This is a genomic window from Novosphingobium aquimarinum (assembly GCF_009746585.1).
Classification (GTDB): Bacteria; Pseudomonadota; Alphaproteobacteria; order Sphingomonadales; family Sphingomonadaceae; genus Novosphingobium; species Novosphingobium aquimarinum.
In genome coordinates this window covers 76,162-93,846 of record NZ_WRPO01000003.1, presented here as the reverse complement: position 1 = coordinate 93,846, position 17,685 = coordinate 76,162, and the positions used below count along the sequence as shown (strand labels likewise).

The window sequence follows — 17,685 nt, the reverse complement described above, 5'->3', positions numbered from 1 at the left end:
GGGGCGGTGCTGCGGATCAGGCATCCGGCAGCGAAGGCGCACGCGGCAGGCGTTTCGCGTCCTCAGCCGCGGCATTTATCGCCCTAACCCGCTCAGCCTGAGCCTGTCGAAGGCCCCGCGCCACCCATCGCCAACCCGCCCGTCATGACAGCGAATGCTGGCATCGCTGTCGGTGGCGTAAATGCCGTGCTCATTCAAATTCGACCCCGGCTGCCACGGTGATGACAGAGATCGGATCGCCCGATCCCTGGCGACTTGCAAGCCGTTCACGGCTCCGTGACGCCGCACGATGGCGGAAGTGGCAGCTTATCGCACTTTCCGTCCGAAAGCGGACTTTCCGGACACGACGACGTTGCGGCCATTCCGTTTTCAAGCATATCCACGGAATCGAAATCGAGTTTAGCAATTTGCGACGACGTTCCAGTGTATTCCACCCTAAGGTGAGGTGAAGTTGTCAAGCTTGTGGGATACACGATGGTTAGCCGCTCATTTATATTTCTCCCGATTTGCCTCCTCCTAACAGGGTGTGCAGTCGACATTTACAGCGACGCCGGACTTCGAAAACTTCATCGTGTCTCGATGCGTGTCGACCTGCTCGATTTTGAAGTGGAGTCGCGTGGCGAGACACTTTGGACAGGTGTTGCAAGTGTCAGCCGCATGGCTAGTGCATTCTACTCGATGAAAGCTGAAGAAGCGTCGGGAAGCGAATGTCCCCTCAAAATCGGCACCAAGCGCAACTCATACAAGCTGGCCCTCAATATAAGGAAAGCTGGCGGCAACGCTAACGATCCTGACACATATTCATTCGAAGCAACCATCGAAAGATTGGATCTGAAAGAAGATTGCAAAACCTTGGTGAGATCGATTTCATCAGCTTCCCGGCAATATGTCAGAATGCGTCGCAGACAGAGCATCGAGTTTTCCGGCGCGGATGATTTTCAAGTAGTCGTTACTAGACGATAATTTGTCGAGGTGTCGGCCTTCAAAAGTATCGTGTGACAACGATATAAGATGCACGACCTGAATCAACTGTCCGCTTCCCACGACCTTCCTGCCGTTCGCGGCCACCGGGTCTATCCCCATAACCCGCCGTCACCCCGGACTTGATCCGGGGTCCCGCTTCTGCGGGGACGGCTCGTGACGTCAGCGGGATCCCGGATCAAGTCCGGGATGACGAGGAGGGGAGGGCTGTCCGGGAAGGGTGGGGGGGCGGGCGCGGCAAGGCCGTCGGAGGCTTTCCTAATCGTGGTGATTTCGCCATGACCTCTTCAAGAGATCTGGGCAGACGCCGAAAAACGGGCCGCAGAAGTGTCACCTTCGAATTTGCAGCATAGGTCCTTGAATCGTAAGGAGAATGACCCGAAATTGCCGGGTGACACCGTGTCACCTTTGTCACCTTCGCCGCCGCCAACCGTCGCGCTGGTTGCGTTCCTGGCCGTTCGCCGCTATGCGCGCGCCTTCCCGTCGCTTCGGCAGCGGGAAATCCGCGCGGGAGGTGTTGCCCCAGGCACGCCGCTGGTACCGCTTACCATGAGCCCGTCCGCGCCCCGGCGCAGCGGGCGAGAGTGAGAACAGGAGGCCACCATGGCCAAGAAGATCGAGGGCTACATCAAGCTCCAGGTGCCCGCTGGCGCCGCCAATCCGTCCCCGCCGATCGGCCCTGCGCTGGGTCAGCGCGGCGTCAACATTATGGAATTCTGCAAGCAGTTCAACGCGGCGACGCAGGAACTCGAGAAGTCCATGCCGATCCCGACGATCATCACGGTCTACGCGGATCGCAGCTTCACTTTCGTGACGAAGACTCCGCCGGCCTCGTTCCTGATCAAGAAGGCGGCGAACCTCAAGTCGGGCTCGAAGGAGCCGGGCAAGGTTTCGGCCGGAAAGATCGCGCGCTCGAAGCTGTCCGAGATCGCCGAGATGAAGATGAAGGATCTCAACGCCAACGACATCGAAGCGGCGACGAAGATCATCGAAGGCTCCGCGCGCGCGATGGGCCTCGAAGTGGTGGAGGGCTGAACCGATGGCTAAGCTGAACAAGAAGCAGCAGGCGCTCGCGACCAAGCTGGGCGACAACCAGAAGCTCTACGGCGTCGACGAGGCGCTGACGATGCTGCGCGACCTCAAGACCACCAAGTTCGACGAGACCGTCGAAGTCGCGATGAACCTGGGCGTCGATCCGCGCCACGCCGACCAGATGGTCCGCGGCATGGTCTCGCTGCCTTCGGGCACGGGCAAGACCGTCCGGGTCGCCGTGTTCGCGAAGGGTGACAAGGCCGATGCCGCGCTCGCCGCCGGCGCGGACAAGGTCGGTGCCGAGGATCTCATGGAAGACATGCAGAACGGCAACCTCGACTACGACCGCGTGATCGCCACGCCCGACATGATGGGCGTCGTCGGCCGCCTCGGCAAGCTGCTGGGTCCCAAGGGCCTGATGCCGAACCCGAAGCTGGGCACGGTCACCCCGAACGTCGAGCAGGCCGTGAAGGACGCCAAGGGCGGCCAGATCGAGTTCCGCGTCGAGAAGCAGGGCATCATCCACGCCGGCATCGGCAAGATGTCGTTCTCGGACGCCGATCTGAAGACCAACTTCGACGCGTTCGTCGATGCCATCGTCAAGGCCAAGCCCTCGGGCTCGAAGGGCAAGTACGTGCGCAAGATCACGCTGTCCTCGTCGATGGGCCCCGGCCTCAAGGTCGACACTACGGAGATCGCCGGCGCCTGATCGCCGGCGCTCTGCGAGCAGACACGAAAGGGCCGGCGGAGCGATCCGCCGGCCCTTTTCGTTGTCCTACAGCGGCCTCGGGGGCTAGGTGGGATCGGCGCGCAGGTTGGCTTCGGTGTAGCACTCCACCAGCAGCGCCAGCGGCGCGCCGTCGGGCAGGCGCAGCAAGGCACGATGAGTGAGCACGGTATCCGCCGGGCACCCGGCTCCGGCGCCCGGCGCGGATTCGAGCCGCTCGCGCCGATAGCCGAGCGGCGCCACGACTTTGCCGAACGAGCTCTGGCCGTTCGCGAGCTCCCGGTTCATCGCGTCGGTCAGCTTGTCCGGCCGGTACCAGTTGTGCGCCACCGAAAGCACGGTGTCGCCGCAAGCCAGCGCGACATGGCGGTAGGCGATGGGTTCGTCCGCACTCGCTGCCAGCAGGGCGCGTCCGTCGACGGGCAGGGGCGTGTCGGGCTGGGTGATGGGCACGGCGCGGATCGTCGCCGGATTGGCAAGGGCCCGCCGCGCGCACCAGTCCTCCAGCGCCAGCGTCGCGCTGTCGCGAGAGGCGAGAACCGTCTCGAGATCGGACAAGCGCGCCTGTGCGGCGCAGCCGGTCAGCAAAAGCGCGGGAACAGCGATAGCGGCGATCCTAGATGCCGCCCGCAATCGCCGGCCGCTCCATCGCTTCGAGCCCGGCAATCAGCGCGCGGGTGCACGCGGCGAGATCATCCGCGCCGACCGAGCGAATGACGAAGTTGGCGCCGGACTTGCCCTCCCGCCAGAACGGATAGCTGCCGATCTGGCAATTGGGGTGGTCCTTCTCGGTCGCACGCAGCAAGTCCGCGACTTCGCTTTCCTGGACCCAGCAGCCGACCGTCTCGGCCAGCAACGGCGCGCCGCCTTCGAGCGTACCCGAGAGCGCATCGAGCATGCCTGCGGTGATGTGCGGCACACCCGCCATCAGGAAGACGTTGGCGAAGCGGATTCCCGGCGCTCCGGTATAGCGATTGGGGATGAGTTCCGCGCCTTCCGGCACGCGCGCCATGCGCAGCCGCGCATCGTTCAGGCCGCCGCGAGACTCGTAGTAGCCTTCGAGAATCGCACGCGCTTCGGGATGGACGATGACCGACACGCCAAACGCCTCAGCGACGGCATCCACCGTGATATCGTCGTGCGTGGGGCCGATGCCGCCGGTGGTGAACAGATAATCGTTGCGCGCGCGCAGCGTGTTCACCGCCTCGACGATCGCCGCGGTGACGTCGGCCACGACTCGCACTTCGGCGAGGCGGATGCCTTGTATGCCCAGCCATCCGGCGACTTGCGCGATGTTCTTGTCGTGCGTCCGTCCGGACAGGATCTCGTCGCCGATCACGATGAGGGCGGCAGTGTAGATGCGGGGCGATTCGGCCATGGCGGTGGACTAGGACAAATGGCCGCTCGCCGCCAGCACCGGAGGCAGGCCCATGGACTTCTGCCACCGGCCGCCGCAGTGCGGTACCGGGACGAAAAAAAGGGCCGGTCTTGCGACCGACCCTTTGAAGTCTTGGGAGAGGATGCCTGAAAGGCAGGCTCTTTATGACTCCACATACCTTTTGCTGCAAGTGCGAAAAGATTTGCTAGGGTTGCATAATTTGCAATCACGAAGCCGTTTCCAGCGACGAATCTACTCGCCCGCGATCGCGCCGAACAAGTCGTGTTCGTCCGCATCTTCGACGAGAACGTCAACGATTTCACCGACTTGGAGCGTTGCACTCACATCTCGCAGATAGACGGATCCGTCTATCTCCGGTGCGTCGGCTTGCGAGCGGCCGGTGGCGCCGATGTCGCCATCCTCATCCGGCTCGCCAACCTCGTCGATGATGACGGGCAGGATTCGACCGACTTTGGCTTGAAGCTTCGCGGCACTGATCGTGGCGGTCTTTGCCATGATCTGCGCGAAGCGTTCTTCCTTGACCGCTTCGGGAACCGCACCGGGAAGGTCGTTGGCGGCAGCGCCCGCAACCGGTTCGAAGCGGAAGGCGCCGACGCGGTCGAGCTGCGCTTCCTCGAGCCAGTCCAGCAGATACGCGAAATCCGCGTCCGTTTCGCCGGGGAAGCCCACGACGAAGCTCGAGCGAATCGCGATGTCGGAGCAGATTTCGCGCCACTGCTTCAGCCGTTCGAGCACTTTCGCTTCGTTCGCGGGGCGTTTCATCGCCTTGAGCACCGAGGGGCTCGCATGCTGGAACGGAATGTCGAGGTAGGGCGTCAACAGCCCCTCGGCCATTAGCGGGATGACCGCGTCGACGTGCGGATAGGGATAGACGTAGTGCAGCCGGACCCAGGGCCTCACGCCATCGGGAGTACGCAGCGTGCCGAGTTCGCGAGCCAGGTCGGTCATGTGCGCGCGCACTTCGCGGCCATGGAAGTCGCGCGGCTCGTGGCCGATGTCGACGCCATAAGCCGAGGTATCCTGGCTGATCACCAGCAGTTCGCGCGTTCCGGCGGCGACCAGCTTCTCCGCTTCGCGCAGGACCGCGTCGATGCGCCGGCTCGCCAGTTTCCCGCGCAGCTTGGGAATGATGCAGAAGCTGCACGAGTGATTGCAGCCTTCCGAGATCTTCAGATAACTGTAGTGGCGCGGCGTCAGCTTGATGTCGGGCTGGGGAATCAGATCGACGAAGGGGCCGAGTTCGGGCGGCGCCGCTTCGTGCACCGCCTCGACCACGGCTTCGTACTGATGCGCGCCGGTCACTGCGAGAACCTGCGGGAACCGCGCGCGGATCGCCTCGGCCTCGTCGCCCATGCAGCCGGTCACGATGACGCGGCCGTTCTCCGCGATCGCCTCGCCGATCGCACTCAGGCTCTCCTCCTTGGCGGAATCGAGAAAGCCGCAGGTGTTGACCAGCACCACGTCGGCGCCGTCGTAATCGGCGCTCATTGCGTAGCCGTCGGCGCGCAGGCGCGTCAGGATGCGTTCGGAATCGACGAGCGCCTTGGGGCAGCCCAGGCTCACCATGCCGACCTTGCGCACGGAAGGAAGTTCCACAGTCATTGGCGGCGGCCCCTACACCGCTTCGCGGCTTTCGGCTAGCGTCCGGCGACAACGAAGGTATTCGGAGAGAACGCGCGATGGGACCTGTCAACTGGATCGCGGTCGCGCTCGCGGCCGCGGTGGCCGTCGCGATCGGGCTGGTCTGGAACCGGCCGATGTTCCGCACCGGCCGTCAGATTCTTCCCGGCCACGGCCGCAGAGCCGGCCATTACGGCGTCGTTCTGGTGGTGATGCTGCTCGCGGCGATCATGCTCGGGCACAATTTCGCGCGGATCGGCAGCGCGACGCTGGACGTGAAGCCCTGGCTCTATTTCATGATGTCTGGCGGACTGGCGCTGTTTTTCACCGTCCCCGCCGTCTGGCTGACGCACGCGCGAAACGGCAGCGAGCCTATGAAGCGCATCACCGACTGTGCGTTCTGGCTGATCGCGTACCTGGCCATGGGCGCCGTCTTCTGGGCGCTCGGATAGCGATTTGAAGCGGCACTGGGCGCGGGGAGCGCTAGAAGCCGTCCCGTTCGCATGTACTGGTGATTTCGACGATGATGTCGCCTTCTTCTAGCCGGGCCGCCGCCGGTTCCCAAAAGCCGATCGCCTGGCCCTTGCGGTAGATCCGGAGGCCCTTGCCAGTGTCGAGGCTTTCGAGCGTCTGCCCCACTTCGTCGGGCAGGACTTCGCGTTCGACGAGTTGGACGCGGCCCGTGACCGAGGCGAGGTCGGCGAGGTAGTCCGAAATGTGCTTGCCCTCGGCCGATCCCGCCAGCAGCAATCCTGTGAATCGCACTGGATTGATGACGTTGTCCGCCCCCGCTTGCCGCGCGAGCTGTTCGTTGTCGTCGGCGCGCACCACGGCGGTAATCGGCACGTTGGGCGCGACGTGCTTTGCGGTGAGGATGATGAGAATCGTGGTGTCGTCGCGCCCGGCGGAAACGAGCACGGCGCGGGCTTCGGACAGGCGCACGGCGACCAGCGTCTCGTCGCGCGTGGCATCGCCTTCCATCACGTTGCAGCCGGCCTGTTCGGCCATCGCGAGGCGCGTTCCGCTGGGATCGATGACGACGATGCACGAAGGATCGGTGCCGCGCTGGATCAGTTCGCTCACCGCTTCCGAGCCGCTGACACCGTAACCGAGAACGACGATGTGATCCTTGAGCCGCTCCTGGATGCGGGCCATGCGCCATTTCTCCCAGCTGCGCTTGATGATGAAGTTATAGGCGGTGCCGACGAAAAGAAAAATCACCGCGAGCCGGATCGGCGTGACGATCACCGCCTCTACCAGGCGCGCGCGATCGGTGACGGGGGTAATGTCGCCAAAACCGGTCGTGGTGATCGAGATCATCGTGAAATAGACGATGTCGAGAAAGCTGACGAAGCCGTCGTGTGCGTCCCTCAGGCCCGCCCGATCGGCCCAGTGGACCATGACGACGATGAAAACGAGGAACAGCGCCGCGAACAGTCGCAAGCCGGCGTCCGCCCATACGGGGACCGAAATGGCGCGGCGCAGCGGCCGGAATGCGACCTGCGCGCGCTTGTTTTTCACGGGCTGGCTGGCAGTTCTGCCAAGGGATCGACGGGGGCGTTGTCGCGGCGGATTTCGAAGTGCAGTTCCTCGCCCTTGGCCCGGCCGGTGCCTCCGACCAGTCCGATCCGCTCGCCGCGCGCGACTTCGGCGTCCTGCTTCACCGTGATGCGGCTGAGAAAGCCGTAGGCCGAGTGCCAGCCATTGCCGTGATCGATCACCACCAGCTGGCCGAAATCCTTTTCCTCATTGCCGGCGAAGATCACCTTGCCCGCCGCGGCCGCGCGCACTTCGGTGCCGCGCGGCGCGCGAATGTCGAGCCCGTCGTGGTAGGAAGAAGAACCACGCTCGGTGTAGCCGCGCCGCACCTTTCCGGCGATCGGCCAAAGGAAGCCCGCCTGGGGAGCGCTGGCGGGAACCGGAGCCGAAGTGGCGCGCATCGGCGGATCGAGGACCGTGGGGATCAGCAAGGTGGTGCCGGGCTGCAGCGGTGCGTCGGGTTCCAGGCCGTTGGCGATGGCGATATCGTTCCACGGCACGCCCCGGTCCATCGCGATCTTGAACCCGGTTTCTCCGGCAGCGACGACATGGCGACCCGTGCGCGGGATGCGCAGCATCTGCCCGACGCGAATGGTGTAGGGCGGCGCGATGCCGTTGGCTTCGGCGATCAGAATCCGCGGCACCCCAGCGGCGCTGGCGATGCCGCCAAGCGTGTCGCCCGGCGAAACCTTGTAGCTCAGCGCTTTGGCGAGGCCCGCATATTTGTCGGTCTTCGTGTCTGCCGTCTTCGCCGTGCCGGCTGCGATCGTGCGCCTGGCGCCGGAGCCGCGCGGGATCGTCAGCGTCTCACCGATGCGCACGACATAGGGTTTTTCGAGGCCGTTCGCTTCCGCGATGCTGGCAGGCGTCACGCCCGCGCGGTTGGCGATGCCGTTCAGCGTCTCGCCTTCCAGCACGACATGTTCGGTCTCGTCGGCGGGTGAGGCGCTGGCGGTCGAAATGAAAGAGGGCGCGGCCACGAGCAGCGCGAGCGAAGCCAGGTAGCGCCCGGCCCTCATGGCTCGTAGCGCCCGGCGAGACGGCCGAGCTCGGCGTCGTGCGTCAGGTCGAGATGGAGCGGCGTGACCGAGATGTAATCCCCGGCAATCGCCTCCAGATCGGTATCCGCGCCCGGCGTATGCTCCATCGGATGCAGTCCGAACCAGTAGTAGGGAAAGCCCCTTGGATCGACACTCTCGACCAGCGAGCCGCGCGCGTAGTCATGGAACCCCTGTCGCACCACGCGTATCCCCTTCACCTTTTCGGCCACCACCGGAGGGAAGTTTATATTAATCAAACTGCGCGTGGCAAATTCTCTATCCACAAGAGGCCTTAGCACGCGCTCGCCCCAGGCTTCGGCGGCATCGAAGGGGACGGTGTTGCCCATGTCCTCACGCGGCGGCACCTGGCTCAGCGCGATCGAGCGGATCCCTGCCAGCGCGCCTTCCATCGCCGCCGAGACCGTGCCGGAATACGTGATGTCGTCGCCGAGATTGGCGCCGCGATTCACTCCGGAAAGGATCAGATCGGGCGGTTCGGGCAGGACCTTCTTGAGCGCCATCGTCACCGCATCGGTCGGCGTCCCGGTCACCGAGAAGCGGCGCGGGGCGTGTTCGCGCAGTCGCACCGGGCGCGTCAGAGTGAGGGCATGGCCGGCGCCGGACTGCTCCTCGGACGGGGCGCAGATCCAGATATCGTCCGACAGCTTGGCCGCGATCTTTTCGAGCACGTAGAGCCCGGGAGCGTTGATACCGTCGTCGTTGGTCAGCAGGATACGCATCAGGCGATCGGCTCCAGTCTCTCGATGCCGCCCATCCACGGCTTAAGCGCATCCGGCACCGTGACCGTGCCGTCCTCCTGCTGATAGTTCTCCAGCACCGCGACCAGCGTCCGCCCGACCGCGAGACCCGAGCCGTTGAGGGTATGCACGAACTCGGTCTTCTTCGAACCTTCAGGCTTGTAGCGCGCGCCCATCCGCCGCGCCTGAAAGTCGCCGCAGTTCGAGATCGAGCTGATCTCGCGGTAAGCGCCTTGTCCCGGCAGCCAGACTTCGAGATCGAAGGTCTTGCGCGCGGAGGCGCCCATGTCGCCGGCGCACAGCAGCATCTTGCGATACGGCAGCTCGAGCGCCTGCAAAATGGACTCTGCGGCCGCGACCATCGTCTCGTGCTCGGCCGCGCTGTCTTCCGGCGCGCAGACGGTGACCATCTCGACTTTCTCGAACTGGTGCTGGCGAATGAACCCGCGCGTGTCGCGCCCGGCCGCGCCGGCTTCCGAGCGGAAGCAGGGGGTGAGGGCGGTCATGCGCAGTGGCAGCGCGGCGGGCTCGAGAATTTGCTCGCGCACCGCATTGGTCAGCGAGACTTCGGCGGTGGGGATCAGCCAGCGATTGTCGGTAGTACGAAACAGGTCCTCGCTGAACTTGGGAAGCTGACCGGTGCCGTAGACCGCCTCGTCGCGCACCAGCAGCGGCGGCGCGCATTCCAGGAAGCCGTTCTCGCCCGTCTGGCGATCGAGCATGAACTGGCCGAGCGCGCGGTGCAGCCGCGCCATCGCGCCCTTAAGGAAAGTGAAGCGTGCGCCGGCGATCATCGCCCCGGTTTCGAAGTCGAGCCCGAGCGCGGGGCCCAGATCGGCGTGCTCCTTCGCCGCGAACGCGAATTCGCGCGGGCTGCCCCAGCGCGCGACTTCGACATTACCGTCCTCGTCCTCGCCTTCGGGCACGTCGGCGGCGGGCAAGTTGGGCAGGCGCGCGAGTTCGTCCTCGAGCTGCGCGGCGAGTTCGCGGTCTTGCGCTTCCAGCGCGGGCAGCGTCTGCTTGATCTCGGCGACTTCGGCCTTGAGCGCTTCGGCCGCGGCACTGTCGCCTTGCCCCATGGCCTTGCCGATCGCCTTGGAGGCATCGTTGCGACGGCTCTGCAGCTCCTGCATCCGCGTCGCGACCGCGCGGCGTTCCTCGTCGATGGCGACCAGCCCGGCGGCGACGGGCGCCACGCCCCGGCGGGCAAGAGCGGCATCGAAGGCTTCGGGATCGCTGCGGATCAGGCGAATGTCATGCATGGCCCGCGCGCTATGCCGATTTGGCCGACTCGGCGCAAGACGAGCTTCACGATAGGACGTGCGGGCAGGTTCGGCTTGGGGGAAATGGTGGGCGCGGCAAGGATTGAACTTGCGACCCCACCCGTGTGAAGGGTGTGCTCTACCACTGAGCTACGCGCCCGCATCCATGCGGAAGGCGCGCCCTTTAAGCGAAGCGCGCGCGATTGACAAGCGGGCATCGAGGCCTATTGGCCCGAGCCATGACCGACGAGACCAACAGCACCGAAGCGAGCCCTGAAGCGAACGGGGCTCCGGCGTCCGAAACGTCCGCCGCCGCGACGACCTCGGGCGCCGACGTTCCGCCCGATCACCTGGCGATCAATCCGCGCAGCCCCCATTTCGATGCCGAAAAGCTGCAGCGCGGCATCGGCATCCGCTTCAAGGGGACGGTGCGCACCAATGTCGAGGAATATAGCATCTCGGAAGGCTGGATCCGGGTTCAGGCCGGCAAGACGCTCGATCGCAAGGGCAATCCGCTGACGATCAAGCTCAATGGGCCGGTCGAGGCCTGGTACGAAGATCTGGGCGAGAATCCGCCGGTCGCCAAGAAGGACTGAGGGCCGGGGGACGGTCGGAAGGGGCTGATCGGCATGCTGGGTACGGGACGGATCTTTTTCCGCTCCACCGCGTCATGCTGAATTCGTTTCAGCATCCATTCCGCCTCGCAGTCAGGTCTCGCCGACGGGCACATGGATGCTGAAACAAGTTCAGCATGACGGTTTGCGGGATCTGCAGGCTGAATTCACCGGCCGGGCCGCTTCGCAACGCGCCTCCGCCTAGGCTGGCAATCCGCCCTAGTACGTGCCCGAAATGATCGCCCCGATCGCATCGCGCAAGCTCGAGCGGCGGTTCGAGGCCGCGCGTTGCAATCCTTTTGGCGCCTTGCCGTCTGGGTAAATGAACCCCGCGACCGGCCATTTGGTCGTGCCCAGCTTATGCGTCGGCCCGTACCAGACGCGCACTCGGCTCCAGTCGTTGTCGGCCGAAACGTCGAGCGCGGTCACGTTCTTCTCGATCTTGCCGGGGCCCGACCAATTGGCATGGCTGATCAGGATCGTACGCGCATCGACGACTTTGCTGACGGCGGCGACGTGGCCCAGCTTGGAATTTGCGTAAGGCTTGATCGCCAGAACCGCGCCCTCGCGCGGCTGGTGGCCGCGGGCGTAGCGGCCTTGCGCCTGATTCCACCAGGTATGCGCGTCGCCAAAAATCGTGATTCCGGTCAGCCGCCGGGCATAGGGGACACACTGCAAGACTTTGCCGGCAAGGTTCGAGACAGTCGACGACTCGCTCTGCGCCGTGGCCGTCGTCGGAGTGGTTGCGGCCAGCGCGGCGAGGGTGCCGATCGCTAGGGATTTGGGACGAATCATCATGTCGCCATGATGTCCAATGGAGGTAAGGACTTGGCTGCCGGACGCGGTTAATGGCGCGGCAAGCATTTGCCGGTTTCGCGCCAAACGTGCTTGCCGCCCTGCTTTTTCTTGCATTGGAGCGCCAGCGCGCCCAAGTCCGCGCGCTATGCTGCCGCAGGTCATCATCATCGGCCGGCCCAATGTGGGCAAGTCCACGCTGTTCAACCGGCTGGTGGGCAAGAAGCTTGCCCTCGTCGACGATCAGCCGGGCGTGACACGTGACCGGCGCTTCGGCGATGCCGAACTGCTCGGCCTCAAGTTCCAGATCGTCGATACCGCGGGCTGGGAGGACGAGGATGCCGAATCGCTCCCCGGACGAATGCGGGCGCAGACCGAGGCCTCGCTGCTGACCGCGGACGTGGCGCTGTTCGTGATGGATGCACGCGCCGGGCTGTCTCCGCTCGACGAGGAGATCGCACGCTGGCTGCGCAGTTCGCCGGTTCCGGTGGTGCTGGTGGCGAACAAGGCGGAAGGCCGTGCCGGCCAGAGCGGTCTGTTCGAAGCGTATGAGTTGGGGCTCGGCGATCCGCTGGCGATTTCGGCCGAACACGGCGAAGGCATGGGCGACTTGTTCGAAGCGCTGCTGCCGCATCTCGAGCCGCTGCAGCCGCCCGAGGAAGACGAGGTCGAATACGACGAGGAAGCGCTGCTGCGCGCGCCGCTCAAGCTGGCGATCGTCGGACGGCCCAACGCGGGCAAGTCGACGCTGATCAACCGCCTGTTGGGTGAGAACCGGTTGCTGACCGGGCCGGAAGCCGGGATCACGCGCGATTCGATCGCGGTCGACTGGGAGTGGGACGATCCCAAGACCGGCGAGACGCGCCAGGTGCGGCTGATCGACACTGCGGGCATGCGCAAGAAAGCGCGCGTGGTAGAGAAGCTGGAGCGCATGGCGGTCGCCGATGCACGCCACGCGGTCGATTTCGCCGAAGTCGTGGTGCTGCTGCTCGATGCCACCAAGGGGCTCGAGCACCAGGATCTCAAGATCGCCTCGATGGTGCTCGAGGAAGGCCGCGCGCTGATCATCGCGATCAACAAGTGGGATGTGGCCGAAGACGCTTCCAAGCTGTTCAACGGCATCCGCGCGGCGCTCGAAGACGGGCTGGCCCAAGTGCGCGGCGTGCCGCTGCTGGCAGTCTCCGCGCGCACCGGCAAAGGGCTCGACGAGCTCATCGCCGCCGGCTTCTCGATCCGCGAGGCGTGGAGCCGGCGCGTGCCCACTTCGGCGCTCAACCGCTGGTTCGACGATGCGCTCGCGGCCAATCCGCCGCCGGCGCCCGGCGGCAAGCGGATCAAGCTTCGCTACATCACCCAGGCCAAGACGCGCCCGCCCGGCTTCGTCATGTTCGGCACGCGGCTCGACGACTTGCCCGAAAGCTACAAGCGCTACCTAGTGAACAGCATCCGGCGCGAACTGGGCTTCGAAGCGGTGCCGATCCGGCTCAACTTGCGCAGCCCGAAGAACCCGTTCAGCAAGGGCTAGTCGGCTTGGATGCGGGGCGCGGGTGCGCCCCCTCAAGCCTCGCCCGGCCCATCCTCCAAGGCCAGCTGCTCACTGGCGGCCGCGTGCGGTGCCCGGAACTCGGCGACCATCTTCCACACGGCGATGAACAGCGCGGCGATCACCGGGCCGACGATGAAGCCGTTGAGGCCGAACAATTGCAGCCCGGCCAGCGTGGCGATCAGCACCACGAAATCGGGCATGCGGGTGTCCCGGCCCACCAGGATCGGGCGCAGAACGTTGTCGACCATGCCGATGATGAACACGCCGCACACGACCAGGATCACGCCCTGCATGACCTCGCCCATGATGAACAGGTAGATCGCGACCGGCACCCAGACGATGGCGCTACCGACCGCCGGGAGCAGCGAGAAGAAGCCCATCAGCACGCCCCACAGCAGCGCGCCTTCGATGCCCAGCATCCAGAAGATCATGCCGCCGATGAAGCCCTGGGCCAGCGCCACCGCGACGGTGCCCTTCATCGTCGCGCGCACGACTACGACGAAGTGGCTGATGAGGGCGTCGCGCAAGTCCGCGCGCAGCGGCACCGCGCCCTTGATCAGATCCGACATCCGCTCGCCATCGCGCAGCAGGAAGAAGGTAAGATACAGCATGACGCCCAGCGTCGCCACGAAGGCGAGCGCGCCTTGGCCGAAGACGATCGCGCGGGAGGCGATTTCCTGCAGACCCGAAGCCAGGCTCGATCCGAACATACGGCGCAGCGATTCGAAGTCGGTCGTCGCATACTGATCGACCAGCACCCGGGCGCGCGACGGCAGCGCCATGCGCACGTCGTTGAACATGCCGCCGAGGTCGATCTGGCCCTCGCGGATGCGCATGTACAAGCTCGCCGCCTCGTTCACGAGCGCGAACCCGATCAGCAAGGCCGGGATGATGAACAAGGCCAGCAGGGTCAGCAGCATCAGCAGGGCGGCGGTGTTGCGATGACCGCCGAGCCGAACCGAGAGGCGGCGTGTCAACGGCTGGAACAGGATCGCGGCGACCAGGCTCCACAGGATCGCGCCGAAGAACGGAGCGAGCAGCCAGGCGAAAAGGAGAGTGACGATGAGAACGACGGCAAAAAAGCCGCCATCTTCCAGTTTGGTGCCGCCGATCGGGGATCTCGCCATAATGCCTTTCGTCTAGCAGGGAATCGATGAAATCCATCAGCGATCGACCAACGACTATCCCCAACTGGTTTCCCTTGTGGCATTGTTGCTAAGTCACGTAATCCTTTTCGCCGTCCAGGGGACAACTCTTGCGCAAATCGCTCATCATTCTGCTTGCTTCGGGTGCATTTCAGCTACTCGCCAGTCCCGTGGTCGCCGCGGACGGCCCAGAACGCAGCTTCACCGGCGAAGATCTGTTCAAGCTGTCGGGGGCGACCGGCCCCGAGATCAGCCCGGATGGCTCGCAGATCGTCTATGTGCGCAAGAGCGCGGACATCATGTCCGACAAGGATGTGTCGAGCCTGTGGCTGGTCGATGCAGCGACGGGACGCCAGCGGCCGTTGGTCGCCGGGAAGGGCAGCCATTTCTCGCCGCGCTGGTCGCCCGACGGCAAGCGCCTAGCTTATGTCTCGAGCGATGGCGAGGGCGGCCCACAGCTTTACGTTATGTGGCTCGATGGCGGGGAGACGGCGCGCATCACCGGCCTGCCCGACAGCCCGGGCGCGATCGCCTGGTCGCCGGATGGCTCGCAGATTGCTTATACCATGCGCGTCCCGGGCGAAGGCATGAAGCTGGGCAAGGCACCCGCGAAGCCCGAGGGCGCGAAGTGGGCCGAGCCGCTCGAGATCATCGACCGCGTGACGTACCGCTACGACGGTGTTGGTTATGCCAAGCCGGGCTTCGACCACATCTTCGTGGTCGCCGCCAGCGGAGGCGCGCCGCGCCAGATCACCTACGGGAATTGGGACGATGGCGGTCCACTGAGCTGGAGCCCCGATAGTCAGCGCATCCTGTTCGCGGCCAATCGCAGCGCGGACTGGGAACGCAATCCGAACAATTCGGAAGTCTATTCGGTCGATGTGGCAAGTAGCGCGGTCTCGCCGCTGACCAACCGCCAGGGCCCCGACTTCGCGCCGGTCTTCTCGCCTGATGGCTCCCGCATTGCCTATCTCGGCTTCGATGACGTCAAGCGCGGCTACGAGAACACCGAGCTTTACGTGATGAACGCCGATGGCAGTTCGTCCCGATCGCTCACCGCCGGGCTCGACCAGAGCATCGACAGCGCGGAATGGGTCGGCAATTCGCTGTACGTGTCCTATGACGATCATGGCGTGAAGCAGGTGGCGAAAGTCGGGCTGAACGGCGGGGTCAACACCATCGTCGAGGGCCTCACGGCGGGATCGCATTACGACCGGCCTTATACCGGCGGCGATTTCTCGGCTTCGAAGAACGGACGCGTGGCCTATACCGGCGGCGGCACCGAGGCCCCGGCGGATCTTTACGTCACCACGGGGGGCAAGGGTCGTCAGCTCACCGACCTCAACAGCACCTGGATGCAGGGCAAAGCGTTGGCACCGGTGCGCAAGCTGGCCGTGACGGCGCCTGATGGCCGGCCGATCGATGCCTGGCTCGCGACTCCTCCCGGCGCGCAGCCCGGTCAGCGGCTACCGCTGATCCTGGAGATACACGGCGGGCCGATGTCTGCCTATGGCCCGGCGTTCTCGACCGACGTCCAGCTTTACGCGGCGCACGGCTATGCGGTGCTTTATACCAATCCGCGCGGTTCGACGTCGTATGGCGAGGAATTCGCCAACCTTATCGATCGCAACTATCCCGGCCCCGACTACGACGACCTCATGGCGGCGGTCGATGCCGCGATCGCGGACGGCGTGGCGGATCCCAACAACCTGTTCGTTACCGGTGGTTCGGGAGGCGGCGTGCTCACCGCCTGGATCGTGGGCAAGACCGACCGTTTCAAAGCGGCGGCGACGCAAAAGCCGGTGATCGACTGGGGCAGCTTCTCGCTGACCTCGGATGGCGCCACGATCTACCACGACCACTGGTTCGACAAGCCGGTGTGGGAAGAGCCGATGGTCTATTGGAACCGCTCGCCGCTCAGCCTCGTCGGCAACGTGAAAACGCCGACGCTGGTGGTGGTCGGCAGCGAGGACTATCGCACCCCGGTCAGCGAGGCGGAGCAATACTACACCGCGTTGCAGATCCGCGGGGTGCCGACCGCGCTGATCAAAGTGCCGGGTGCCAGCCACGGCAGCATCGCCGCCCGACCTTCGCAGTCCGCCGCCAAGGCCTCGGCGATCCTGACGTGGTTCGACAAATACCGCACGGACAAGGCGGCGCCCGCCGCTGCGGGGTCGGAGGCAGAAGCCGAGTAATTCTGTGCGGATCGGGGGGCGGTAGCTCCGTCCTCCGATCTGCTATTTGGAGGAGCGCGCAGATCCTTCGTCATCCCGGGCCTGTCCCGGGATCCCGCTTGTCGTCGCGACGCTGCAAGCAGCCGGACTCCGGATCAAGTCCGGGGTGACGTTTTGCTGGTTTGATGCGCCGATCGCAAATGCGACCGGTCAAGCTCCGCAGCGAAAGCGCTGCGTCACTCCCCGGCGGGTTCGCTCTGCAGCTGGATGTAGTTCTGCAGGCCCATGCGCTTGATCATGTCGAACTGCTTTTCGAGGAAGTCGATGTGTTCCTCCTCGTTCTCGAGGATGCGCTCGAAAATTTCGCGGCTCACGTAGTCGCGCACTTGTTCGCAATGGGCGATGGCGTCCTTGAGCAGCGGGCAGGCTTCGTACTCGACTTCAAGATCGGCCCGAAGAATTTCTTCCACGCCTTCGCCGATCTTCAGCTTGCCGAGCGCCTGGAAGTTGGGGAGCCCGTCGAGGAACAGAATTCGCTCGGCGAGCATGTCGGCATGCTTCATCTCGTCGATCGATTCGTGCCGCTCGTAATCGGCGAGCTTCTTCACGCCCCAATTGTCGAGCATGCGATAATGCAGCCAGTACTGATTGACCGCGGTCAGTTCGTTCAACAATGCCTTGTTGAGAAAATCGATGACCTGAGGGTCGCCTTTCATAGCCAATGCTCCTTTGCCGCCGGAACGCTAGTTAGGCGGAGCGGCAGGAGGAGGCAAGTCAGTGAGGCAGGGCTACGGGCAAACTCTCGCGATCACGCTCCTCACGGACGATGTCTTCGGCTTCTTCGATGCATTGGCGGCACTGTGGCGGTCGGCCGAGCGAGACGTAGATCGATTCGGCATCGCCGCAGCATCGGCGGGCCGCGCTGCGCAGGTCGCTCTCACGTATGGCGTTGCAGATGCAAACGTACATGCGATCTCCTCTCGATTCGCAATATAAGCAAATGAGAATTGATCGCAATAGCTTTTAGCGTCCAATCGTCTGCAACCCCTTCAA

General features: G+C 64.6%; 18 protein-coding genes and 1 tRNA gene. 7 read left to right on the top strand and 12 right to left on the bottom strand.

Going from position 1 to position 17,685, the window contains the following annotated elements:
• Positions 1 to 579: 579 nt before the first annotated feature.
• From GQO94_RS04470 to rplA, 3 genes are all read left to right on the top strand, one after another.
• Positions 580 to 963: a hypothetical protein gene (locus GQO94_RS04470; RefSeq protein WP_156839961.1), complete on the top strand. Its 384-nt coding sequence runs from the start codon at positions 580 to 582 to the stop codon at positions 961 to 963.
• A gap of 621 nt (positions 964 to 1,584) precedes the next feature.
• Complete coding sequence (gene rplK, locus GQO94_RS04465) at positions 1,585 to 2,016, top strand: 50S ribosomal protein L11 (protein ID WP_156839960.1); 432 nt, start codon at positions 1,585 to 1,587, stop codon at positions 2,014 to 2,016.
• Positions 2,017 to 2,020: 4 nt separating this feature from the next.
• Positions 2,021 to 2,722, top strand: a complete 702-nt coding sequence (gene rplA / locus GQO94_RS04460; RefSeq protein WP_156839958.1) for a 50S ribosomal protein L1 — start codon at positions 2,021 to 2,023, stop codon at positions 2,720 to 2,722.
• 84 nt (positions 2,723 to 2,806) lie between these two features.
• Here rplA and GQO94_RS04455 read toward each other — a convergent pair whose 3' ends face one another.
• The 3 genes from GQO94_RS04455 to rimO all read right to left on the bottom strand — a co-directional run bounded on the left by GQO94_RS04455 (position 2,807) and on the right by rimO (position 5,741).
• Entirely contained in the window at positions 2,807 to 3,373 is a 567-nt protein-coding gene (locus GQO94_RS04455) for a hypothetical protein (RefSeq protein ID WP_156839956.1), read from the bottom strand.
• Positions 3,357 to 4,118, bottom strand: coding sequence for a competence/damage-inducible protein A (locus tag GQO94_RS04450; RefSeq protein ID WP_156839954.1), 762 nt, complete (start codon positions 4,116 to 4,118; stop codon positions 3,357 to 3,359). The genes GQO94_RS04455 and GQO94_RS04450 overlap by 17 nt, the downstream gene beginning before the upstream one ends.
• A gap of 252 nt (positions 4,119 to 4,370) precedes the next feature.
• A complete protein-coding gene (gene rimO / locus GQO94_RS04445) occupies positions 4,371 to 5,741 on the bottom strand; it encodes a 30S ribosomal protein S12 methylthiotransferase RimO (protein WP_156839953.1) in 1,371 nt (456 codons plus the stop codon).
• 77 nt (positions 5,742 to 5,818) lie between these two features.
• On the opposite strand from rimO, the gene GQO94_RS04440 reads away from it, so the two are divergent.
• Positions 5,819 to 6,211, top strand: coding sequence for a DUF1761 domain-containing protein (locus GQO94_RS04440; RefSeq protein ID WP_156839952.1), 393 nt, complete (start codon positions 5,819 to 5,821; stop codon positions 6,209 to 6,211).
• Positions 6,212 to 6,242: 31 nt separating this feature from the next.
• Here GQO94_RS04440 and GQO94_RS04435 read toward each other — a convergent pair whose 3' ends face one another.
• From GQO94_RS04435 to GQO94_RS04415, 5 genes are all read right to left on the bottom strand, one after another.
• Positions 6,243 to 7,280, bottom strand: coding sequence for a potassium channel family protein (locus GQO94_RS04435; protein ID WP_156839951.1), 1,038 nt, complete (start codon positions 7,278 to 7,280; stop codon positions 6,243 to 6,245).
• Positions 7,277 to 8,317, bottom strand: a complete 1,041-nt coding sequence (locus tag GQO94_RS04430; protein ID WP_156839950.1) for a LysM peptidoglycan-binding domain-containing M23 family metallopeptidase — start codon at positions 8,315 to 8,317, stop codon at positions 7,277 to 7,279. Before GQO94_RS04430 ends, GQO94_RS04435 begins: the two co-directional genes overlap by 4 nt.
• A complete protein-coding gene (gene surE / locus GQO94_RS04425; RefSeq protein ID WP_156839949.1) occupies positions 8,314 to 9,078 on the bottom strand; it encodes a 5'/3'-nucleotidase SurE in 765 nt (254 codons plus the stop codon). The genes GQO94_RS04430 and surE overlap by 4 nt, the downstream gene beginning before the upstream one ends.
• Positions 9,078 to 10,358, bottom strand: coding sequence for a serine--tRNA ligase (gene serS, locus GQO94_RS04420; protein WP_156839948.1), 1,281 nt, complete (start codon positions 10,356 to 10,358; stop codon positions 9,078 to 9,080). Before serS ends, surE begins: the two co-directional genes overlap by 1 nt.
• 85 nt (positions 10,359 to 10,443) lie before the next feature.
• Positions 10,444 to 10,518, bottom strand: a tRNA-Val gene (locus tag GQO94_RS04415).
• A 79-nt stretch (positions 10,519 to 10,597) separates the two neighbouring features.
• Between GQO94_RS04415 and GQO94_RS04410 the strand changes: the two genes are divergently transcribed.
• Complete coding sequence (locus GQO94_RS04410; protein WP_156839947.1) at positions 10,598 to 10,954, top strand: DUF3297 family protein; 357 nt, start codon at positions 10,598 to 10,600, stop codon at positions 10,952 to 10,954.
• A gap of 237 nt (positions 10,955 to 11,191) precedes the next feature.
• Here GQO94_RS04410 and GQO94_RS04405 read toward each other — a convergent pair whose 3' ends face one another.
• Entirely contained in the window at positions 11,192 to 11,770 is a 579-nt protein-coding gene (locus tag GQO94_RS04405) for a CHAP domain-containing protein (RefSeq protein ID WP_332310831.1), read from the bottom strand.
• Positions 11,771 to 11,915: 145 nt separating this feature from the next.
• Here GQO94_RS04405 and der point away from each other — a divergent pair, with 145 nt between their 5' ends.
• Positions 11,916 to 13,292, top strand: coding sequence for a ribosome biogenesis GTPase Der (gene der / locus GQO94_RS04400; RefSeq protein WP_156839946.1), 1,377 nt, complete (start codon positions 11,916 to 11,918; stop codon positions 13,290 to 13,292).
• A 32-nt stretch (positions 13,293 to 13,324) separates the two neighbouring features.
• Here the strand turns inward: der and GQO94_RS04395 are convergent, their stop codons facing one another.
• A complete protein-coding gene (locus GQO94_RS04395) occupies positions 13,325 to 14,440 on the bottom strand; it encodes an AI-2E family transporter (protein WP_156839945.1) in 1,116 nt (371 codons plus the stop codon).
• Positions 14,441 to 14,568: 128 nt separating this feature from the next.
• Here GQO94_RS04395 and GQO94_RS04390 point away from each other — a divergent pair, with 128 nt between their 5' ends.
• Complete coding sequence (locus GQO94_RS04390) at positions 14,569 to 16,653, top strand: alpha/beta hydrolase family protein (RefSeq protein ID WP_156839944.1); 2,085 nt, start codon at positions 14,569 to 14,571, stop codon at positions 16,651 to 16,653.
• A gap of 215 nt (positions 16,654 to 16,868) precedes the next feature.
• On the opposite strand, the gene bfr is transcribed toward GQO94_RS04390, so the two are convergent.
• Together bfr and GQO94_RS04380 are read right to left on the bottom strand one after the other, a co-directional pair.
• Positions 16,869 to 17,348, bottom strand: coding sequence for a bacterioferritin (bfr, locus tag GQO94_RS04385; protein WP_156839943.1), 480 nt, complete (start codon positions 17,346 to 17,348; stop codon positions 16,869 to 16,871).
• Between the two features lie 58 nt (positions 17,349 to 17,406).
• A complete protein-coding gene (locus tag GQO94_RS04380; RefSeq protein WP_156839942.1) occupies positions 17,407 to 17,601 on the bottom strand; it encodes a (2Fe-2S)-binding protein in 195 nt (64 codons plus the stop codon).
• Positions 17,602 to 17,685 lie beyond the last annotated feature (84 nt).

Excerpts from the sequence above, each read along its gene's own strand:
- GQO94_RS04470 (WP_156839961.1), top strand. The coding sequence starts at position 580 with ATGCGTGTCGACCTGCTCGATTTTGAAGTGGAGTCGCGTGGCGAGACA.
- rplK (WP_156839960.1), top strand. The coding sequence starts at position 1,585 with ATGGCCAAGAAGATCGAGGGCTACATCAAGCTCCAGGTGCCCGCTGGC.
- rplA (WP_156839958.1), top strand. The coding sequence starts at position 2,021 with ATGGCTAAGCTGAACAAGAAGCAGCAGGCGCTCGCGACCAAGCTGGGC.
- GQO94_RS04450 (WP_156839954.1), bottom strand. The coding sequence starts at position 4,118 with ATGGCCGAATCGCCCCGCATCTACACTGCCGCCCTCATCGTGATCGGC.
- rimO (WP_156839953.1), bottom strand. The coding sequence starts at position 5,741 with ATGACTGTGGAACTTCCTTCCGTGCGCAAGGTCGGCATGGTGAGCCTG.
- GQO94_RS04440 (WP_156839952.1), top strand. The coding sequence starts at position 5,819 with ATGGGACCTGTCAACTGGATCGCGGTCGCGCTCGCGGCCGCGGTGGCC.
- GQO94_RS04430 (WP_156839950.1), bottom strand. The coding sequence starts at position 8,317 with ATGAGGGCCGGGCGCTACCTGGCTTCGCTCGCGCTGCTCGTGGCCGCG.
- surE (WP_156839949.1), bottom strand. The coding sequence starts at position 9,078 with ATGCGTATCCTGCTGACCAACGACGACGGTATCAACGCTCCCGGGCTC.
- serS (WP_156839948.1), bottom strand. The coding sequence starts at position 10,358 with ATGCATGACATTCGCCTGATCCGCAGCGATCCCGAAGCCTTCGATGCC.
- GQO94_RS04410 (WP_156839947.1), top strand. The coding sequence starts at position 10,598 with ATGACCGACGAGACCAACAGCACCGAAGCGAGCCCTGAAGCGAACGGG.
- GQO94_RS04405 (WP_332310831.1), bottom strand. The coding sequence starts at position 11,770 with ATGATGATTCGTCCCAAATCCCTAGCGATCGGCACCCTCGCCGCGCTG.
- der (WP_156839946.1), top strand. The coding sequence starts at position 11,916 with ATGCTGCCGCAGGTCATCATCATCGGCCGGCCCAATGTGGGCAAGTCC.
- GQO94_RS04395 (WP_156839945.1), bottom strand. The coding sequence starts at position 14,440 with ATGGCGAGATCCCCGATCGGCGGCACCAAACTGGAAGATGGCGGCTTT.
- bfr (WP_156839943.1), bottom strand. The coding sequence starts at position 17,348 with ATGAAAGGCGACCCTCAGGTCATCGATTTTCTCAACAAGGCATTGTTG.
- GQO94_RS04380 (WP_156839942.1), bottom strand. The coding sequence starts at position 17,601 with ATGTACGTTTGCATCTGCAACGCCATACGTGAGAGCGACCTGCGCAGC.